The organism is Paenibacillus radicis (ex Gao et al. 2016), from assembly GCF_014641555.1.
Classification (GTDB): domain Bacteria; phylum Bacillota; class Bacilli; order Paenibacillales; family Paenibacillaceae; genus Pristimantibacillus; species Pristimantibacillus radicis.
In genome coordinates this window covers 216546-234517 of sequence record NZ_BMHY01000007.1, presented here as the reverse complement: position 1 = coordinate 234517, position 17972 = coordinate 216546, and the positions used below count along the sequence as shown (strand labels likewise).

Here is a 17972-nt window from a genome sequence, read left to right as displayed (position 1 = left end):
AAGCTCCTCCTAGCCGTGTGGTCAGAGCAGCCAATGATTCCAGCTTTTTCTCCTGAACTGCGTCCAAGGGTGTTCCGCAGCTTACATAATGAACATGCCACTCCGCCTTTAACCGGTATGCCAGCCGGAACCCTCGCCGGATAAGCCGCTCGGCTGCGCCAGAACGAATGTCAATGCCGATAAATATGACCTCCTGCTTTCGAAGCGGCCCGCGCAGCGTCTGACGTTGATCCCAGGCTTCCAGACGCTCGTCGACATCGTCGGCAATTTCTCGCAAAGCGAGCTCGCGAAGTGCGATTAGATTCCCGGTTGTAAAAAAAGAGCCGAGTGCCTGCTCTACTTTATCCATTGCATAAATGTTGCCGGCACGCATGCGCTGATGCAGCATTTGCGGCGTTACATCGATCAGCTCCACTTCATCCGCCAATCGCAGAAGCGAGTCGGGAATCGTCTCCTTTACTCGGATGCCGGTAACGGCTTCGACTGCATCGTTTAAGCTTTCCAGATGCTGCACGTTGACCGTCGCAATGACCGAAATCCCATTCTCCAGCAGGCAGAGCACATCCTCATAGCGCTTGGCTCTAATGCTTCCCGGCCTGTTCGTATGTGCCAGCTCATCTACAAGTACGATCTCCGGATTGCGGCGGATAATCGACTCTGTATCCATCTCCTCCAGCATAACCCCCTGATAGGAGATAACCTGACGCGGGATGACCGGCAGGCTGCCTGCTTGTGCAGCCGTCTCCTTGCGTCCATGCGTCTCCAGCAGACCGATGACGACATCCGCCCCTTTATCTAGAAGCGCATGGCCTTCACGCAGCATCGTATAGGTTTTGCCTGCCCCCGGCGAAGCGCCGATATACACTTTAAAGCTCCCTTTGCAGACGGCCTTCTGCTTCCGTTCCAGCTCCTGCGGACTAAGCCTCTTAAAGTCATCCGGCTTCTTCTCCTGCCTTTGCCTGGCCGGTATAATGCGCTCCCCTGCCTGCTCCGCGCGATCAGCCATTAGAAACAGATCGATACCGTTCATTCTGCGCAGCACGCCTTCTGCTATGGATCCGTGCAGCAATTGCTGCCACCGGTTCTGTCTGGATTGCCCCATCACGATTCGGCTTGCCCTTAACTCAACCGCATATCGAACTAGAATTTCCGGCAGCTTGCGCCGGCTTGGCAGCGGAAGCTCCTCGAAGCTTCCATCGATTTTTTCCGCCAGCTTTTGAATGGATCGCTTGAATGTATGCTGCTCCTTGCTTAATATCTTTCCTCGCCGGACAAACGCAAGCACAGCCAGACCGGCATTCAGCCGCCGGGCGATTTGCTGTCCCCTGCGGACATACAAGGAACCGTTCCAGTGATATTGAGCGGCAACAACAATACGCTCGGAAGCGCCTGAAGCGCCAACTGCTCCCTCTTCATCACGATGCTTTTCAAGCGATTCATTAACGCCCTCAGCGACTAGCCGAAGCGACAATTCACGCAGCACGCCCAAATTCCCTCGTCTGGAAAGAAAGGGATGAGGATTGTCGCCAAGCAGCCCGTCCTCCAATCGCTGCAGCATCGTTTCTGGCGACACGTCGATAAGGCGGACTTCATCTGCCAGCTCCAATGCGTCCGCTCCAACCGTCGCCTCGGCAGCCATGCCAGTCCGCTGTTTTACGATTTCATGTACCCCATCAAGCTCATACACATTGACCGTCGTAATGATGCTAATTCCGAGATCCAGCAGCGCCTTTATATCCTCCAGCCTTGTCGGGCGAAGAGCATCAGGACGATTGCTGTGAGCAAGGCCGTCCACGAGAACGACTTCCGGATTGCGTTTCTGCAGGGCGTCTACATCAAGATCCTTATATTCCCGACCATCCTTCGTCCAGTGGATGCTGGGCACCCGTTCCAAATCTTCCGCTTGCCGAACCGTCTCCGGCCGCTGCAAGGTTGAGACGGCGCATATAACGACGTCCCGCCCTTGCTGCTGCAGCTGTACACCTTCACGCAGCATATGATACGTTTTGCCGGAGCCGCTAAAGGCACCTATAATTACTTTCAATCGGCCTCTCTTCAGCTTGGAGATGAAGTCCAGCACTTCCTCCGGCGTCTTCCTTCTATAAATGGAGACCGCCTCCTTCTCCTCGTAGAATCAGCCCTTTACCTGCGGTGCAGTTGACTTGCCCGCAAGCCGGTCTGCCAGCTGCAAATTCAGCTTCAGCACATTGACTCTATTTTCTCCAAACAAGCCGAGCGAACGCCCTTCTGTATTAACTTCTACCAATTGCTTTAATTCAGCTTCGTCCAAGCCAGTTAACTTGCTGATTCGAGGAATTTGTACAGCCGCCGATTGCGGCGTAATATGCGGGTCGAGCCCTGAGCCTGAATTTGTAATTAAAGCTATCGGCAATTGTTCAATGGGAACATCGGGATTTTCCGTCCTCCATTGCGCGATGGAAGTATTCACCCGCTCCAACAGAGCCGGATTGGACGGCGCGTAATTGTTAGAGCCGGATCCAGCGGCATTGTACTCAATACTTGAGACTCTGCCTTGAAAATATTTCGGATCCTTAAACGGCTGGCCGATTAACGCAGATCCTACAATTTGCCCGCTTCCATCCTTCACTAGACTGCCATTTGCCTCTCTAGGGAAGAGCAGTTGGGCTGCTCCCGTAGAGACAAGCGGATAAACAACGCCGCAAAGCACGATAAATACGAGGCTTGATCGCAAAGCCTGCCACAGAATAGAACCGCTAGAATCCGGTTTATTGCCGGCAGTTGCTGCAAATGCATTGGTACGCATAAACAATCATCCTTTCTATCCCTGCTAATTTACACCCAAATATGCACCACAAGATCAATCAGTTTAATACCAATGAATGGCGCGAGCATGCCGCCAAGTCCATAGATAAGCAAATTGCGGCCCAATAGACGAGAGCCGCTCATCGGCCTGTAGGCGACACCTTTCATCGCCAAAGGAATAAGAAACGGTATGATGACTGCGTTGAAAATGAGTGCCGACAATATAGCCGAATATGGCGAGCCTAGCTTCATCACGTTCAACGCGTTCATTTGAGGGATAACGATCATGAACATCGCCGGAATGATGGCGAAGTATTTGGCAATATCGTTAGCGATGCTAAAGGTCGTCAACGCACCGCGAGTCATCAGCAGTTGTTTGCCGATGGCGACCACCTCGATGATCTTGGAGGGATCGGAATCCAGATCCACCATATTGGCAGCCTCTTTAGCGGCAGTCGTGCCGCTATTCATGGCAATGCCAACGTCTGCTTGGGCTAGCGCTGGCGCATCATTCGTGCCGTCGCCGGTCATAGCAACCAGCTTGCCTTCCGCTTGCTCCCGGCGGATCACCTCGATTTTATCCTCCGGCGTACTTTCGGCGATATAACCGTCCACCCCCGCTTCCTTAGCGATGGTCGCAGCCGTTAGCGGATTGTCCCCGGTACACATAATCGTCTTGATGCCCATTTGCCGCAGCTGCTCGAATCTCTCGCTCATTCCCGGCTTGACGGTATCCTTCAAATAGATAAGTCCAACTACATCTTTATCTACGGCAACAGCGAGCGGCGTGCCGCCAGCCGACGCAATGACATTCGCTTTTCCGGTCAAATCATCAGGTACAATCCCGCCTTGCGACAGCACCCAGTTCCGCACAGCATCAACTGCCCCTTTGCGCACCTGCCGTCCGTCCGGCAAGTCGATGCCGCTCATTCTTGTCACCGCCCGGAACGGAATGAACTCGCCTCCCTCCGCCCCAAGCGTATCGAACGGAAGTCCATTGCGTTTCATATAGTCGAGTACAGAACGGCCTTCCGGCGTTTCGTCCTTCAGCGAACTAATCGCGGCCCAATTGAGCAGCTCGGCGCTTTTCACGTGACTGCCTACCGCCACAAACTCGCTGGCCATCCGATTGCCGAAAGTAATCGTTCCGGTCTTATCTAAGATCATCGTGTTGATGTCACCAGCCGCTTCCACCGCTTTGCCTGACATGGCCAGCACATTGTATTGAGCGACCCGATCCATGCCAGCAATGCCGATTGCGGACAGCAACCCGCCAATCGTTGTCGGAATGAGACAGACGAGCAGCGCAATCAACACGGGTACTTCAAGCTCGATGCCAACAAATTTTGCAATTGGGCCCAGCGTGACAACCACGATCAGGAAAATGAGCGTCAGACTGGTCAGCAGTGTGCCCAGCGCAATTTCATTTGGCGTTTTTTGCCGTTTGGCCCCTTCCACTAAGGAGATCATCCGATCGATAAACGATTCACCGGGCTCGCTAATCACTCTGATTTTGATCCAGTCGCTAACGACCCGGGTCCCCCCAGTTACCGAATTGAAATCTCCGCCTGCTTCCTTAATAACGGGGGCCGATTCACCGGTAATGGCTGACTCATCGACGGAAGCGACGCCCTCAACCACTTCTCCGTCGCAAGGAATCATCTCGCCCTGCGAAGCTATAACCAAGTCGCCCCTATGCAGCTCCGTGGACTTTATTACGTTGATGCTGCCGCCCTCGACCAGTTTATTTGCCATCACTTCCTGCTTCGTCTTCTTAAGTGAATCAGCTTGCGCCTTGCCGCGCCCCTCCGCCAAAGCTTCTGCAAAATTCGCAAACAAAACGGTAAACAGCAAAATAAGAAACACAGTCAGATTAAAACCGATACGATCCTCGGAATGGAAATAACCCGGAAATACTGTCATCAACAATACGATAACAGTACAAACCTCCACGACGAACATGACCGGATTTTTCACCATCGTTACCGGGTTGAGCTTGAGCAAGCTTTCCTTCAAAGCACGCTGAACGGCATCCGCCGTCAGCATTCGTTTCTGTCGATTATTCGTCATCATTTTATCCACCTCATCCGTTAACGGATTGTCAAATACTCGGCAATGGGCCCAAGTGCGACCGCCGGCATGAAAGTCAACGCGCCAATTAGCAATACCGTGCCGATCAACAAACCTGTGAACAAGGCATTGTCGGTTCGAAATGTCCCTATCGTTTCCGGTACAGGCTGTTTGCGCAGCAGCGATCCCGCCACAGCCAGCATCGCAATGATCGAAATATAACGGCCAAGCAGCATAACCAGCCCTGTGCTTATATTCCAAAACGTTGTATTATCGCCAAGCCCTTCGAAGCCTGAACCGTTGTTAGCAGCCGAAGATGCAAATTCATACAGCACCTGACTGATGCCATGAAAGCCTGGATTCGTAATGCCTGCCCGGCCGGCATCGGTCAACAGCGCGAGCGCTGTGGGTACCAAAATAATAAAAGGATGCGCCAGTATCGCGACGGCAATTAGCTTCACTTCCCTGGGCTCGATCTTCCTCCCTAAAAATTCAGGAGTCCGGCCTACCATCAAGCCGCATAGGAACACCGCTAGAATGGCGTACATCAGCATATTGATTAACCCGACGCCCTTGCCGCCAAAGACGACGTTCAGCATCATCTCAGCCATCGGAACAAGCCCTCCGATCGGCGTAAGCGTATCATGCATGTTGTTGACCGAGCCGGTCGTCGCTGCTGTCGTCACAGCTGTGAACAAGGCCGAGCCTGCAATGCCAAACCGCACCTCCTTGCCTTCCATACTGCCTTGCGAAGCATCGATACCGAGTCCGCCAAAGACGGGATTGCCTGCTTTCTCAGCGGCATAGACCGTCGTTAAACAGACGAGAAACAATACCATCATCGCTGAGAAAATGACCCAGCCTTGTTTTTTACTTTTGGCAAATCGGCCAAACGTATAGGGCAGCGCAGCAGGCAGCACCCACATGGACAAAATCTCAATTACGTTCGTCAGCGGGTTCGGATTCTCGAACGGGTGTGCCGAGTTGACACCGAAAAATCCGCCGCCATTTGTGCCCAAATGCTTGATCGATTCCAATGAGGCGACCGGGCCTATCGCAATTTGCTGCGCGGCCCCCTCCAGCGTCTTGACGGTCAGCGTTGGATCCAATGTCTGCGGAACTTGCAGCGCGACCAGCACTAACGTAATAACAAAAGAAGCCGGCAAGAAAATACGCGTATGCGCTTTGACGAAATCTTCGAAGAAATGTCCGATCGTTTGCCCTCTGCTCGTTAGTCCGCGTATGAAAGCAATAGCAACCGAGAAGCCTGTTGCCGCCGATGTGAACATCATCATCATAATGACTGCCATTTGCGAGAAGTAAGAGAGCGCGCTTTCGCCGCTGTAATGCTGCAGATTCGTATTCGTTATAAAGCTGATCACCGTATTGAAAGATAGAGTGGCCTCCATCCCCTCCATCCCGTTTGGATTAAACAGATGTATCCATTGGAGCCGCAGCAGCAAGTAAGCAGCCGCTGTCAGGATAAGGTTGGTGACAATAAAGCTTAAGGCATACTTTTTCCAGCTCATGCCGTCCCGATTTTTGATACCAATAAATTTATAGAGCAATCGCTCGAACGGACCAAACACCTTATCCGTCCAATTAGCTTCATTCGAAAATACGTGATATACATAAGTGCCTAGCGGTTTAACTAATGCCAGTAGAATGACGACCACGACCGCTATTTGAACCATTTCCATCGATACGCCTCCTAGGCTAGAACTTCTCAGGATTCAATAAAGCATAGACAAGATAAAGGAACAGCAGCAGGGTGACGATAGCAATAACGATCATCTTCCCTCTCCTCCTTCGCCGTCGGCCGTTTTCGCGCACCATGCCAGAAAACCTGCCAATACAGCGAACATTCCAAGCAGCAATGCAACCATATAGATATCCATCATGACTATAGCCTCCTATTTAGAGCTCAGGCTTCTGCTCCGCAAATGTAAGCAAATAACTGACCTCTTCCCCTTGCGTGTAAATAATCTGATCTGCCCCGAGCGCTTTGTAGATTGCCTTTGGATGCCAGTTTGTCGTAATGACGCAAATAGCGGCTTTGGCCCATTGGGATCGGCAGTATCGTAAATAGCGGCAGCTCAGCGGCAGACTGTTCTCGAAAATATATACCGTTGCAATCGGCAGCTCCGGGATCGTCCACGTTCTGCCAGTAGTTCGAACCCTCACAACCTTTATGACGGAAGCATCTGCGACCTCTAATACCCGTCTTGCCTCCAGCTTGCTATTGGTCAACACCACGAAGGGAAGCTGGCGGTAAAGCAATTGCCGAATAAAATTAACGCTGGTTTCGTTAAAACCGGCTACCGCGATCGTTTCCATTTTCAATAATTCCTCCTGTTCATTGAATCGCTAGGAGAATAGGCAACAAAAAAGAAGCCTACAGGGAGCAGAGGTGCTCACCCGCGGCTTCTTCGAACATCGCTTAGACGGCGGCAAACGGCATACTCCAGCAGCCAATCGGCAGCTAGAGAGCATGCTTCATTTACACGGTCGTCAAGCCATGACAGAGTCATCGCGTTGATTGTCGCCTCTCTCAACTATACGCTTACGAGGTTAGCTGTCGGATTCGGGCAGTGAGAGTTGCCCTACTTCAACCGAAGTCCATGGCTTTCGGTCGATGATTCACCCCTGCAGCGCTCTTCTCCGACTCTCACATCGGATCGCAGCGCCGCGATAAACGAGAAGATTCCAGAACACTGGATCCCTCCCGCTGTGGTTCCCCCGCTTCCCGTTGCAATCAACGGGAACTCAGCAAATGCAGCAAATGGAAACAGATTACGTAACCATGAATCGAATCATACTCCCAGCCAATATTTGTGTAAAGCGATAGCGGGTGCAAATTGGTTGAGAATTCGAGGGAAAAAGATAGGATATAGCGCTTACATAATGTTACTTCTTGAAAATAATCGATTTATCTCGTTCTTTCTCTACTTTTCGAAAACTAGGCTGCGGGAATGCAGTACGGGTTTTGGCATCTTTCCCGCTAGATTTTCATTGCATACGATTGCGATAGCAGAAATGAGAATTTGAAAGAATGAACCGGATTTTACGAGTAAAATGGCAGCTGTATTGGCAATTTGCCGGAATGAGGGGCAATATCGCCCCTCTGGCATTTTACAAAGCGGCGATTCCGGTTTAGTATGAACGCCATGCCGAACACGGCTTATACTTATATCGCTGAATTCTGATCGAACAGAAACGGGGGAACCAACGCTTGCGTTCAACGCCGTAAGATGCGATGATCGTAAGGCACGGGGTGAATCGGACGAAAGCGCGCCCGCGCACGTCTGTAGGGAAGCTCTCTATCCCGAATCCGTCAGCTAACTCCGTAAGCGAAATCAAGGAGAGAATTGCAAAATGATAACTGTATTACATGAAGGAACGGAACCTCTGCCGGATATTCAGCAGCTGCCGTCATTGTTAAAAGTGTCTCATATCGAATTGTATATTATCCGGGCTGAATCCGGTCACCGCGCCTACATGCGCTTGTCTACCAATGCCGGTACGGGGTGGAGCGAGCTCTTCATTCAGCAGAAGGAACAGCCTGCAGATTGGAATGCTTGGTGCTCTTCTGCGCCGCATTATATTGGCTGGGTCAACCTGCATACTGTGGCAGGATCTCCCCATTCGGAGAAGATCAGAAATTACGAGCTTCGCAGTCTCTTTGATGAGGCTGTGCGCCAAGTTTGCCGAGGCCAATCCCATCCGGGATCGCGACAGCCCTCGCAGACCGAGTATGCGGAGTTATTCCGTCAATCCGTCTTTTATTTGTCCTTATTCTAATCGAACTATACGGAGAATAGCTGCAATTTCTCCTGTTCATAGCATCGTCGGACATATTGCCTAGTCCATAAAGAAGCCGCTTCACGACTATGTGAGGCGGCTTTCTTTTTGTACTTTATGATCCTATTTGAAAGATGCCTTTGCCTCAATTAAATAGTAAAATCCGGTCGTCCTAATCCCCCGAGCCTCCGCATGCTTATCGAACTGCGTCTTGATGTCATTGAAGCAAGTCTCACTCACATACTGCGAGAATCCGTCACTTTGACCAAAACATAGCAGAGCCAAAATATCATCAGCTGCAGGCAGCCATACCAGCTCCTTCAATACCGACATTCGGATGTCAGTAAGTCCGCTAACCGCCAGCCGCTCTTGAATTCGATCCAGCGTAGGCGTGCCTGATGCAGGTCCGGCGAATAAGCCAGGAAATGCCTCCCCTAATTCACCGCCTTCTCCATTACCGTCCCCCGGGTGAAGCATAATTAGCGAACCTCCCGGCCGGACAACCCGATTCCCTTCTTTATACCAGCTTGTCGGTCCCTTCTTCGTGTAGGCAACGTCGAAGCAATGGTCAGGAAATGGAAGCCCCTGCTTCGTTGAGCCTGCCACATACCGGACATTAGCGCTTCGATACTGCTCGTTGGCTGTCTGAATGAAGCCTTTGGTCATATCGAACCCGACAACCTCCACCGCTTGTTCCGCCCAGCGATTCGTGTACTCTCCATGCCCGCAGCCTACATCAAGCACTCTGCCTTGCACGGCAGCAACGAGCTTTTCAGTCAGAACCGTCTCGGCCGCCAGCCCCTCCACATTCGCCGTCCATGGGTACTCGTACCTTCCAGTTCTTCCAGCCAGCTGTTCACACCAGGGCATACTTTGCCCATTTACAAATTCGGGATGAGCCGATAAATCGGGAAACATAGACTTCCTCCTCTATTCGATATCAGTCTCATAATGATGATCCACTATTATACAGGTAAATATTTTCCATTTGTACAAATTTTGAAATAAAATAGAAACAAAACGAACGGATTATGAAAAAATGACCAAATAGAAGTAAACAGCGAGAAAGGAGGAAGTTATTTGTGGCAGTTACAACGATGTCTGAGCTTATTGGTTTGGCGCTGAAAGGACAGAAGGAAGCATTCGAACAGCTTTATAATGAAACGGTCAATGAAGTGTACCGCACCTTATACTATTTGAGCGGAAGCCATACGGATGCCGAAGATATTGCGCAAAATGTATATCTGGAGCTTTATCGTAATTTAGACAAATACGACCATTCCCGTTCCTTACAGGGCTGGTTGTACGGTATTACCATTCGCCAGCTTCACGCCCATCGAAGGAAAAAGTGGAAGGAATACCGGAACGAGCAAAAGCAGCGGAAGCTTCAAACGGCGCCGCTTCCAGCTAACAATCATGTCTCTTTTGCCGGTGACACGCAGGGCGATTTCGTCATGGAAGAATTGCATGATCTGCCTGAGAAGCTGAAGGAGGTTCTTGTGCTGCGTTACATCAACGACTTGCCGCAGCAGGAAATTGCCAATGTGCTGTCTATACCAATCGGGACGGTCAAGTCGAGATTGAATCAAGCGCTTGTCCGAATGAGAGAAAAATTGGGGGATAAATCGATATGAATAATTCTGAAAAAGTTAACGAAGAAGCTTGGATCAGCCAAATGAAATCAAATGCGGAGGCTTTACTGCCGCCAGCTCATTTGAAGCGTAAAATTATGGAGCAAATCGACATGCGCAACGACAACGGCGATGTACTGGCATCCGTTCGAGTCGACACGTTCCAGCCCTCTGATCCAATGGATGCAATCATTCAACAATTAAAGCCTGGTATGGGAAAAGCGATCTATATCGCCGGTCAGGGCGACCGTGCCGTCAGTCAGCAAACGAACTACGAGGCTGTCCTTTGGCCCGATAGCCTGGAGCAGTTGTTCCAGCAGGCTGCCCCGTGGAATCCTCCACTGCCTCTCGAAGCCGAACTTCGCCGCATTGAAGTGTATTACGGCTTCGATAATGTGACGGAAGAAGAGAGGGAAGCGATGATTGCCGAAAGCGAGCAGCAAGGCAAGTCTGTCGTTGTCCGCGATCTTCGCCCGAATACAGATATTGTTGGGGTAAGGCTGCTTTATGACAAAGCAGACCGAAGCTTTGAATGCCGCCTATTCGGAACGACGAAGAGCCGAATTCACGTACCCGATATGGAACAGCAAACGATCGAGCGCTTGCGTATCCACGGTCAAGAGGCGGTTTATTTGGAAAGCGAAGAGATGCGGCGGTTAATCTGGGCGACTGAACATCCTCAAGCCCCAAGAGCTGTGCAGTACGAGTTGCTAGCAGAACACGGCGACCGCGAGTGGCTGCTAGAGATCGCAAATACGATCCCATTAGTATAAAAGAGTTGTTATTAATCACTTAGCTATCCGCATGCTGCCGCACTAATCGATCAACAAAATGTAAAAGCGCATGCTGATTTGCCTTAAATGGTCTAAAATAGCCTTCAAAATGCAAAAGTGCATTTGAAATCGCTCCATTTCACCCTAAAGGGGCTGTTTCGGTCGATCAAACTGCACTTTTACATTTTGAAGCCAAAAATCGCCGAAATCACCGCCTCCAACCTGCACTTTACATTTTAATTCGTTGCAGCCGGCAGCAACCTTGAAATGATGCGAGAGTTGGCGTAAACGGTTAGCCTCATTTTTGAGTGAGGCGCAGCGAATCCCCTTTATTTATCCCTCGCTCTTAGCCGGCTTAATCAAGCTCAGCGCCGTTTCTATGGCACTCGCAACGAATGAACGATCAGGCCGGGCTTTCAAAAAAACCGTTAGCCCAATCAATTGAATGATCAGCGACTGTGCCGTCTGTTTCGCATTGATGGCCTCATCCAGCTCACCCGATCGTATGCCGCGCTCAATCGTCTCCTGAAAAATAACCGATAAATACATTTGATGCTCCCGGGTCAAAATCTCAAACTTCTCATCATGGGGCGAAAGCTCGACCATCGTATTAATGCAAAAGCATCCCCGGCTCGGTGCTTGTCCGTAAGCTTCATCTGCCAGGTTTTCAAAATACTTGCGAAACGCTTCTCTTACTGACGAATGCCTCTGAAGGCTAGTCCGTATGGATGCAGCATGAGCTTGCGTATATTTCCGAAATGCCGTTTCGAACAGCTGTTTTTTATCTCCAAACGCGGAATAAAGGCTCGGCCGTTGAATGCCCATACTGGAAGTCAGATCGGTGAGGGAAGTTGCCTCAAACCCCTTCTCCCAAAACTGCTGCATCGCGGCAGTTAGCGCTTTCTCCTCGTCAAATTCCCGTGGACGAACCATTAACATCCCCCTTTTCATACTGAAAGGTACATTTAAATTTTACGAATAAACGCCATCAATGTCAAACAGTTGACAATGTATCATCATGCGCTATATATTTATCAAACAAATATTATGTACCATTCAGTATGAAATGAGGAGGCTTTCCTTAGCATGATCGAAAAACCTATGTACGCACGCCCCGCACCTGCATCTACCGTATCCGGATTCACTGCCTTTTTATTTGCCGTAGCCTCCGGTCTGGCCGTAGCCAATATTTATTACGCGCAGCCATTGCTGGATGCTATATCGAACGAGTTCGGCCTTGCTCCCTCCTCTATGGGCATCGTCATCACCGCTACGCAAATCTGCTATGCGCTAGGTTTATTGCTGCTTGTTCCACTTGGCGACAAGCTAGATCGGCGCAAACTAATCACCGGACAAATGCTGTTGTCCGTTGTGGCCTTGCTCTCGGTGGGTCTGGCTCCAAGCGCAGCCTTCTTATTTGCCGGTATCGCAGCCGTCGGATTACTCGCCGTAGTCACACAAACACTTGTTGCGTTCGCGGCAAGCCTAGCATCCCCTGTTGAACGCGGACGCGTTGTCGGGATTGTAACAAGCGGCATCGTGATGGGCATCTTGCTTGCCCGGACGTTTGCCGGCTCATTGACCGACCTTGCAGGCTGGCGGGCTGTCTATCTCGTTTCCGCTATGCTCACGCTCGTTATGGCGGTCTTGTTATTCCGGATACTGCCAAATGGCGCGCAAGTACGTCAACAGGAAACATTGCCTTACTGGTCACTCATTCATTCGGTGCTGCTGCTCTTCGTTCAAGAAAAGGTGCTGCGCATCCGCGCTGCGCTGGCTTTGTTTATATTCAGTGCGTTCAGCATTTTGTGGACGTCTCTTGTGCTTCCGCTAAGCAGCCCGCCGCTCTCGCTCTCCCATACAGCAATCGGCGCATTTGGCCTCGCCGGCGCGGCAGGCGCACTTGCAGCCGCGCGGGCCGGACGCCTTGCAGACAGAGGGCATGGTCAGTGGACAACCGGAATTGCACTAAGTCTGCTGCTCGTTTCCTGGCTGCCGATCAGCTTTGCGGTTCAATCACTATTCGCTCTTGTTGCGGGCATTATTTTACTTGATCTTGCCGTTCAAGCCGTTCACGTTACCAATCAAAGCATGATTCTGTCCACTCGGCCGGAGGCGCGCAGCAGACTGACAGCCGGCTATATGATTTTCTACTCGATCGGCAGTGCGACGGGCTCCATCGCTTCAACCCTCGTGTACGGAAGCTTCGGATGGCAAGGCGTCTGTTGGCTGGGTGCAGCTGTTAGCGGCATTGCTCTTCTATTCTGGGCAGTTACCGTGCGCTATATGAATGACAGACAGCCTTAAACACAGACTAGAGGGATTTCGTTCAGAATGTAGAAATCATTACTAAAAACTGGAGGTGTCCCTCTATATGTCAGAAGACCTCAAACTGAATGTCAACACAGCCCATTCTCTGGATGGCTATAAATTTAGCGGATTGGATGCTTCTCTGGTCGGCGCCATTAACTCAGTCGCAGACTATTACCGCATTGATGCTTCAACCACATGGCTATATGGCATTACAGGTATCGCTTTTCTGCACATTTTGGACGAAAATCTGGTTGAACCAAACGGCGGCCCCGTTGAACCAGATGTTTTTCGGCTGATACGGCATATCGGAATCGATATTCAAGGTCTTCACCAATATGCCGAAGGTGATCGTTTTCCTCAGCTTCAGAAGGAAATGTGGGAAAAGGCGAAGCTAGCCATCGATGCCGGGCAGCCTGTTTTCGCCAAAAATCTGGATATCGCTAATCAGACTTCTATTATTACGGCTTATGACGAGGACGGCTACTATACCGATTCGTGGCATACGGGAGAAAAGCTCGCGGAAGAGGCGATCCCATGGAATCATCTAGGGCTTAGCCGCTGCACCTGTATAAATTGTGTCCAATCCCGGAACAAAACCGAAGCCTCCCTCCCAGCTAAAGCCGGACTTATTTCATTGCATTGGGCGACGACTGTTCCGGCTGCTGATTCGTATACTTCATTTAAGGAATCATTGGCGTTTGTCATCCGCTTAAACGATGAAGAGCAATATACATGGGCAGGAAAAACCTACACGGTTGGAAATAAGGCGCACAAAAAATGGTTGGCGGCATTAGATGCCGACGAAGTGGATGGGTATTTCTTCAGTCTTTTTCTAGAAGTGTTGAAGGAAGCACGACGCTATGCCGCCCTATACCTCACTGAAGCGAAAGAAAAGCTGCCGGCATTAAATCCGTCGTTGCTGGATGATTGCATTGAAATCTACAATCAAATTGCTGCCGATTATTCAATATTAGGAACTATGTACCCGTATACAGAACCTCCCGTACGCCAATTGAAGGAGAAAGAGCGATGCATCAAGCTTATTAACGGACTCATGAATCTTGAGAATGAAGCTCTGGCTGCGCTCAAAAAAATCTTCGCCGACCTTATTTAACAAGGCTCCAAGCGACGATAAGCCATTAAAAAAACCGAGCTGCGGCCTTGGGGCACACAAGCTCGGTTTTTATCACTCCATAACAGGAGGATCTGCTTTAGACATTCTGAACACCATTCAGCTGCTTGAAAATTTCATCACGTTCCGCCCGAGAAGCTTGGGAAGTAAGCTTGGACCAGCCATACGTAATCTCATTTTCACCTTGCGCAAGGCTTTCCATGACCGCATCTGCATACTCCTCAAGCGGTACGCCAGCCGTATTGGCTCCTGGCGCTCCCAAATCAGTATTTGTATGCGGAGGACAAATCTCGATCACTTGTACTCCATGCTGAGCTAATTGGTGCCGGAGCGTCAGCGTAAACGAATGGAGCGCTGCTTTAGTGGCACTATAGACAGGAGCAGACGAAGTCGGAACGTGAGCTAATCCGGATGTGACATTCAGTATGGCTGAGTGCTCCTTGTTTTTCAAATGTGGCGTAAACAACATAGACAGATGAATCGGCGCTGCCAAATTCGTTGAAAGCTCAACCTCCGTATCCTTCCAAGGCTCTTCGCCATCCAAACGTATAAATCGCATAACGCCGGCATTATTCAGCAGCACATTGACATCAGGATGCTCCTGCGCTACCTGGTTGAACAGTGCAAGGCGCTCTTCTTCCTTCGAAACATCGAATCGGTACGTATGCAGCTCGGGGTAAAGCGCCTTGGCTTCCGCCAGCTTGTCCTCTCTTCGTCCAACGATGATCACTTTATTGCCAGTCTTTATCCATCTTTCGGCAAGTGCAAGGCCGATGCCGCTTGCGCCTCCGGTAATGAGAATCGTATTGGAATCCAGTTTCATATCCATTCTCCTTCTCGTGTAATTGATTTATACGGCGTCTTCACATAAGCTATTGTATAGCTGAAAGAACGCATCAAGAAGGTGTCTGGTTATACTGGTATCGGGACTCCCACCCTTCTTCTGCTTATGAACAGGAGGACTGAGTTTTGGCCAAAAACGAAATAAACCGTTACAGCGAATTAGCCCATTTTCTCCGCAATCGCAGAGAACGTCTAACGCCCAAGCAGGCTGGGCTTCCAGAGGCGGGCCGCAGGCGAACGCCCGGACTGCGGCGCGGAGAAGTTGCCATGCTCGCCGGCGTGAGCTTGGAGTGGTACACCTATTTGGAGCAAGGACGTTCGATCCATGTATCAGCGGAAGTGCTTGAAGGACTGGCGGTTGCCCTTCAATTAGACGCGGCAGAGCGCAAGCATATGTTTCTGCTCGCACACCGGCAGCCTCCTCCGGAACAATCGCGGGCACAAAGTGAAGTCAGTCCGGTACTGCAGCGTTTTCTGGACTCGCAGGGACTTAATCCTGCATGTGCCATGGACGCTAGAATGAATATCGTGGCGTGGAATGAAGCCATGTACATATTGAATGGGGATTTGAGCAAGGTATCTGAAAAACAGCGGAATTTGTTATGGGGTACTTTTACATCAGCAGACTTTCGTAAAATGAAGGGTTCGCAGTGGGAGGAGCATGCACGTCGAACCGTCGCTCAATTCCGCGCGGATTATGCCCGTTACGGGGACGATCCTTGGTGGGGAGAACAGGTTCTCTCCTTGTCTGAGCTTAGCGAGGAATTTCGGACTTACTGGGAACAGCATGACGTATTGGACTATTCCCACGCCCATAAGATTATGCAGCATCCGGTTGTCGGCGAGCTGGCCTTCGATTATATTTCCTTCCAACCGCTCGACAAGTCCGATCTGCAAATTTCAATTCATATTCCGCTGGATGACGGAATCACGAAAAATAAAATTCAAAAGTTTCTGGAAGAACGAAGCTGATGTCCAGCAGCGCTACGACTTCGTATCCTGCTTCGGGCTCTGCACGAGCCGTACGTCTTTCGTAAACCATAAGCGATAGCTGATCTGACTTAGCAAAATTGCCGTTAAAGCCGCGGAAGAGGCAAGGACAAACATTATCAACATCTGATAGCGGACTGCTTCGATGGGATCGGCTCCGGCGACAATCATCCCCGTCATCATGCCAGGCAGTTGAACGAGCCCAACGGTTTTCATCCCATCGATCGTCGGAATCATACTGGAGCGGACAGAACGTTTGACCGCTCCCTGAATCGCTTGCTTAGCTGTCCCTCCAAGTGCCAGCAGCGTCTCTACCTCACCGCGCGACGCTTCCAGCTCACGCTTCATCTGATTCAAATAGATGCCGGCGACAATCATCGAGCTTCCGATCACAATCCCGCTCACCGGAATGATATATTGCGGTGTCGGCTCGATGATGGAGAAACCGAGCAACAGCGCCATCGTCAGCCCTTCCGTACAAGCCAGGGTTATCGCAATCCGAAGCCGGATGCCGCGTATTTCCCGGGCTCGCGATCCTGCATTCCAGGCTGCGATACCAATCATGGATAATAGAATAAGGACGATAAACACTGGATTACGGGTATCGAATACGAAATGCAGCACATAGCCGATAAAGAGAAGCTGCAGCGCGGAGCGGACCGTTCCGATAAGAATGTCCTTCTCCAAGCCCAGCTTTTTCCGGATCGATAAAAAGGCGGTAATGGCGACAAAAACAAGCGTACTCACCAGCGCTAAATTACTCATTCCCACCCGCCTCTCTTTCGATAGGCTTCTGAATAAATCGTCTGGCCTGCTCGGTGGACGGTCCTTGGAAAAAAGCCTTCGTATCTCCACGCTCCAGCAGCTTCCCATCGCCCATAAACCAAATTTGATCGCTCACTGAGCGGCTTTGCTCCATGTCATGCGTAATCCAGGCCATCGCCGTACCTTCTCGCTCAGCCCAACGGTTAAGCATGTGCTCCACCGCTTCCTTGCTGGTTGGATCTAAGGAAGAAGTCGTCTCATCCAGCAGCAGCATCGCCGGGCGAAGTAGCAAGGAACGAACAAGCGCCGTCCGCTGCTTCTCGCCTCCCGACAGCTCAGCAGCAGGCTTCTTCCAATCCAAATGCCCAAGTTCGGCTTCCGCCATGCAGCGGCGGGCTAGCGGTTCATCAAAAAGCGTGCCATGGAGCTCGCTGGCTGTCCGCAAATTTTGCTCGACAGTCCCGGCCAGCATAACTGGCGCTTGTGCGACATAGCTTATTTTTTTCCGCCAATGCTCCGGTTTAAACGAAATTTGCGCTATGCCTTCCAAATGAAGCTCTCCATCATCGATAGGCTCCAGCAAAGCGGCAATGCGCAGCAGCGTGCTCTTTCCGGTGCCCGAAGCCCCAAGCAGCGCAACTCGTTCTCCTTTATCTATAGCTGCCGTTATATCGTCAAACAGCCATTCCCTGGCTTTATCCGGCCTTCGTTTACTTATCCGATTCATACTTAATAATGGGGCCAAGCTCGTTCCTCCCGTATTCGCTTGCGCGAAATATGTAATAAGTACATTATAAACTTGATAATACCAATCTTACATCTCTCTTCTATCAGAACTTCATATTTCGTATAATGGGAGAGAAGGAGTGA

Annotated in this window: 17 protein-coding genes and 2 riboswitches; of the genes, 6 read left to right on the top strand and 11 right to left on the bottom strand. The window is 50.6% G+C overall.

Features of this window, described 5'->3' with window-relative positions:
• The 6 genes from IEX98_RS18915 to IEX98_RS18890 form a co-directional block, all read right to left on the bottom strand.
• Positions 1 to 2080: histidine kinase (locus IEX98_RS18915; RefSeq protein ID WP_229692254.1), on the bottom strand; the 2080-nt coding region annotated here is incomplete at its 3' end.
• Between the two features lie 54 nt (positions 2081 to 2134).
• Complete coding sequence (gene kdpC, locus IEX98_RS18910; RefSeq protein ID WP_188890750.1) at positions 2135 to 2785, bottom strand: potassium-transporting ATPase subunit KdpC; 651 nt, start codon at positions 2783 to 2785, stop codon at positions 2135 to 2137.
• Between the two features lie 29 nt (positions 2786 to 2814).
• Positions 2815 to 4854 carry a potassium-transporting ATPase subunit KdpB gene (kdpB, locus tag IEX98_RS18905; RefSeq protein ID WP_188890805.1) on the bottom strand — a complete coding sequence of 680 codons (2040 nt, stop codon included), beginning with the start codon at positions 4852 to 4854 and terminating at the stop codon, positions 2815 to 2817.
• 20 nt (positions 4855 to 4874) lie between these two features.
• A complete protein-coding gene (kdpA, locus tag IEX98_RS18900; RefSeq protein WP_308421809.1) occupies positions 4875 to 6554 on the bottom strand; it encodes a potassium-transporting ATPase subunit KdpA in 1680 nt (559 codons plus the stop codon).
• A gap of 16 nt (positions 6555 to 6570) precedes the next feature.
• On the bottom strand, positions 6571 to 6648 hold the full coding sequence (gene kdpF / locus IEX98_RS29565) for a K(+)-transporting ATPase subunit F (RefSeq protein ID WP_188890803.1): 78 nt from the start codon (positions 6646 to 6648) through the stop codon (positions 6571 to 6573).
• A 123-nt stretch (positions 6649 to 6771) separates the two neighbouring features.
• Positions 6772 to 7191, bottom strand: a complete 420-nt coding sequence (locus IEX98_RS18890; protein ID WP_188890749.1) for a hypothetical protein — start codon at positions 7189 to 7191, stop codon at positions 6772 to 6774.
• A 208-nt stretch (positions 7192 to 7399) separates the two neighbouring features.
• Positions 7400 to 7636: riboswitch (cyclic di-AMP (ydaO/yuaA leader) on the bottom strand.
• Positions 7637 to 8037: 401 nt separating this feature from the next.
• A riboswitch (cyclic di-AMP (ydaO/yuaA leader) is annotated at positions 8038 to 8222 on the top strand.
• A 7-nt stretch (positions 8223 to 8229) separates the two neighbouring features.
• On the opposite strand from IEX98_RS18890, the gene IEX98_RS18885 reads away from it, so the two are divergent.
• On the top strand, positions 8230 to 8655 hold the full coding sequence (locus tag IEX98_RS18885) for a hypothetical protein (RefSeq protein ID WP_188890748.1): 426 nt from the start codon (positions 8230 to 8232) through the stop codon (positions 8653 to 8655).
• 123 nt (positions 8656 to 8778) lie between these two features.
• Here the strand turns inward: IEX98_RS18885 and IEX98_RS18880 are convergent, their stop codons facing one another.
• On the bottom strand, positions 8779 to 9573 hold the full coding sequence (locus IEX98_RS18880; protein WP_188890747.1) for a class I SAM-dependent methyltransferase: 795 nt from the start codon (positions 9571 to 9573) through the stop codon (positions 8779 to 8781).
• A gap of 164 nt (positions 9574 to 9737) precedes the next feature.
• Between IEX98_RS18880 and IEX98_RS18875 the strand changes: the two genes are divergently transcribed.
• Complete coding sequence (locus IEX98_RS18875) at positions 9738 to 10289, top strand: RNA polymerase sigma factor (protein WP_188890746.1); 552 nt, start codon at positions 9738 to 9740, stop codon at positions 10287 to 10289.
• Entirely contained in the window at positions 10286 to 11059 is a 774-nt protein-coding gene (locus IEX98_RS18870) for a hypothetical protein (RefSeq protein ID WP_188890745.1), read from the top strand. The genes IEX98_RS18875 and IEX98_RS18870 overlap by 4 nt, the downstream gene beginning before the upstream one ends.
• 333 nt (positions 11060 to 11392) lie before the next feature.
• On the opposite strand, the gene IEX98_RS18865 is transcribed toward IEX98_RS18870, so the two are convergent.
• Complete coding sequence (locus IEX98_RS18865) at positions 11393 to 11992, bottom strand: TetR/AcrR family transcriptional regulator (RefSeq protein WP_188890744.1); 600 nt, start codon at positions 11990 to 11992, stop codon at positions 11393 to 11395.
• A 153-nt stretch (positions 11993 to 12145) separates the two neighbouring features.
• Here IEX98_RS18865 and IEX98_RS18860 point away from each other — a divergent pair, with 153 nt between their 5' ends.
• Together IEX98_RS18860 and IEX98_RS18855 are read left to right on the top strand one after the other, a co-directional pair.
• Positions 12146 to 13366, top strand: coding sequence for an MFS transporter (locus IEX98_RS18860; RefSeq protein WP_188890743.1), 1221 nt, complete (start codon positions 12146 to 12148; stop codon positions 13364 to 13366).
• Positions 13367 to 13433: 67 nt separating this feature from the next.
• A complete protein-coding gene (locus IEX98_RS18855; RefSeq protein WP_188890742.1) occupies positions 13434 to 14486 on the top strand; it encodes a hypothetical protein in 1053 nt (350 codons plus the stop codon).
• A 97-nt stretch (positions 14487 to 14583) separates the two neighbouring features.
• On the opposite strand, the gene IEX98_RS18850 is transcribed toward IEX98_RS18855, so the two are convergent.
• Positions 14584 to 15327, bottom strand: a complete 744-nt coding sequence (locus IEX98_RS18850) for an SDR family oxidoreductase (RefSeq protein ID WP_188890741.1) — start codon at positions 15325 to 15327, stop codon at positions 14584 to 14586.
• A gap of 146 nt (positions 15328 to 15473) precedes the next feature.
• Here IEX98_RS18850 and IEX98_RS18845 point away from each other — a divergent pair, with 146 nt between their 5' ends.
• Positions 15474 to 16319, top strand: coding sequence for a helix-turn-helix transcriptional regulator (locus IEX98_RS18845; RefSeq protein WP_188890740.1), 846 nt, complete (start codon positions 15474 to 15476; stop codon positions 16317 to 16319).
• Positions 16320 to 16331: 12 nt separating this feature from the next.
• On the opposite strand, the gene IEX98_RS18840 is transcribed toward IEX98_RS18845, so the two are convergent.
• Together IEX98_RS18840 and IEX98_RS18835 are read right to left on the bottom strand one after the other, a co-directional pair.
• The gene (locus IEX98_RS18840) at positions 16332 to 17102 is read right to left on the bottom strand and encodes an ABC transporter permease (protein ID WP_188890739.1); all 771 of its coding nucleotides are present in this window, start codon (positions 17100 to 17102) and stop codon (positions 16332 to 16334) included.
• A complete protein-coding gene (locus tag IEX98_RS18835; protein WP_188890738.1) occupies positions 17095 to 17847 on the bottom strand; it encodes an ABC transporter ATP-binding protein in 753 nt (250 codons plus the stop codon). Before IEX98_RS18835 ends, IEX98_RS18840 begins: the two co-directional genes overlap by 8 nt.
• Positions 17848 to 17972 lie beyond the last annotated feature (125 nt).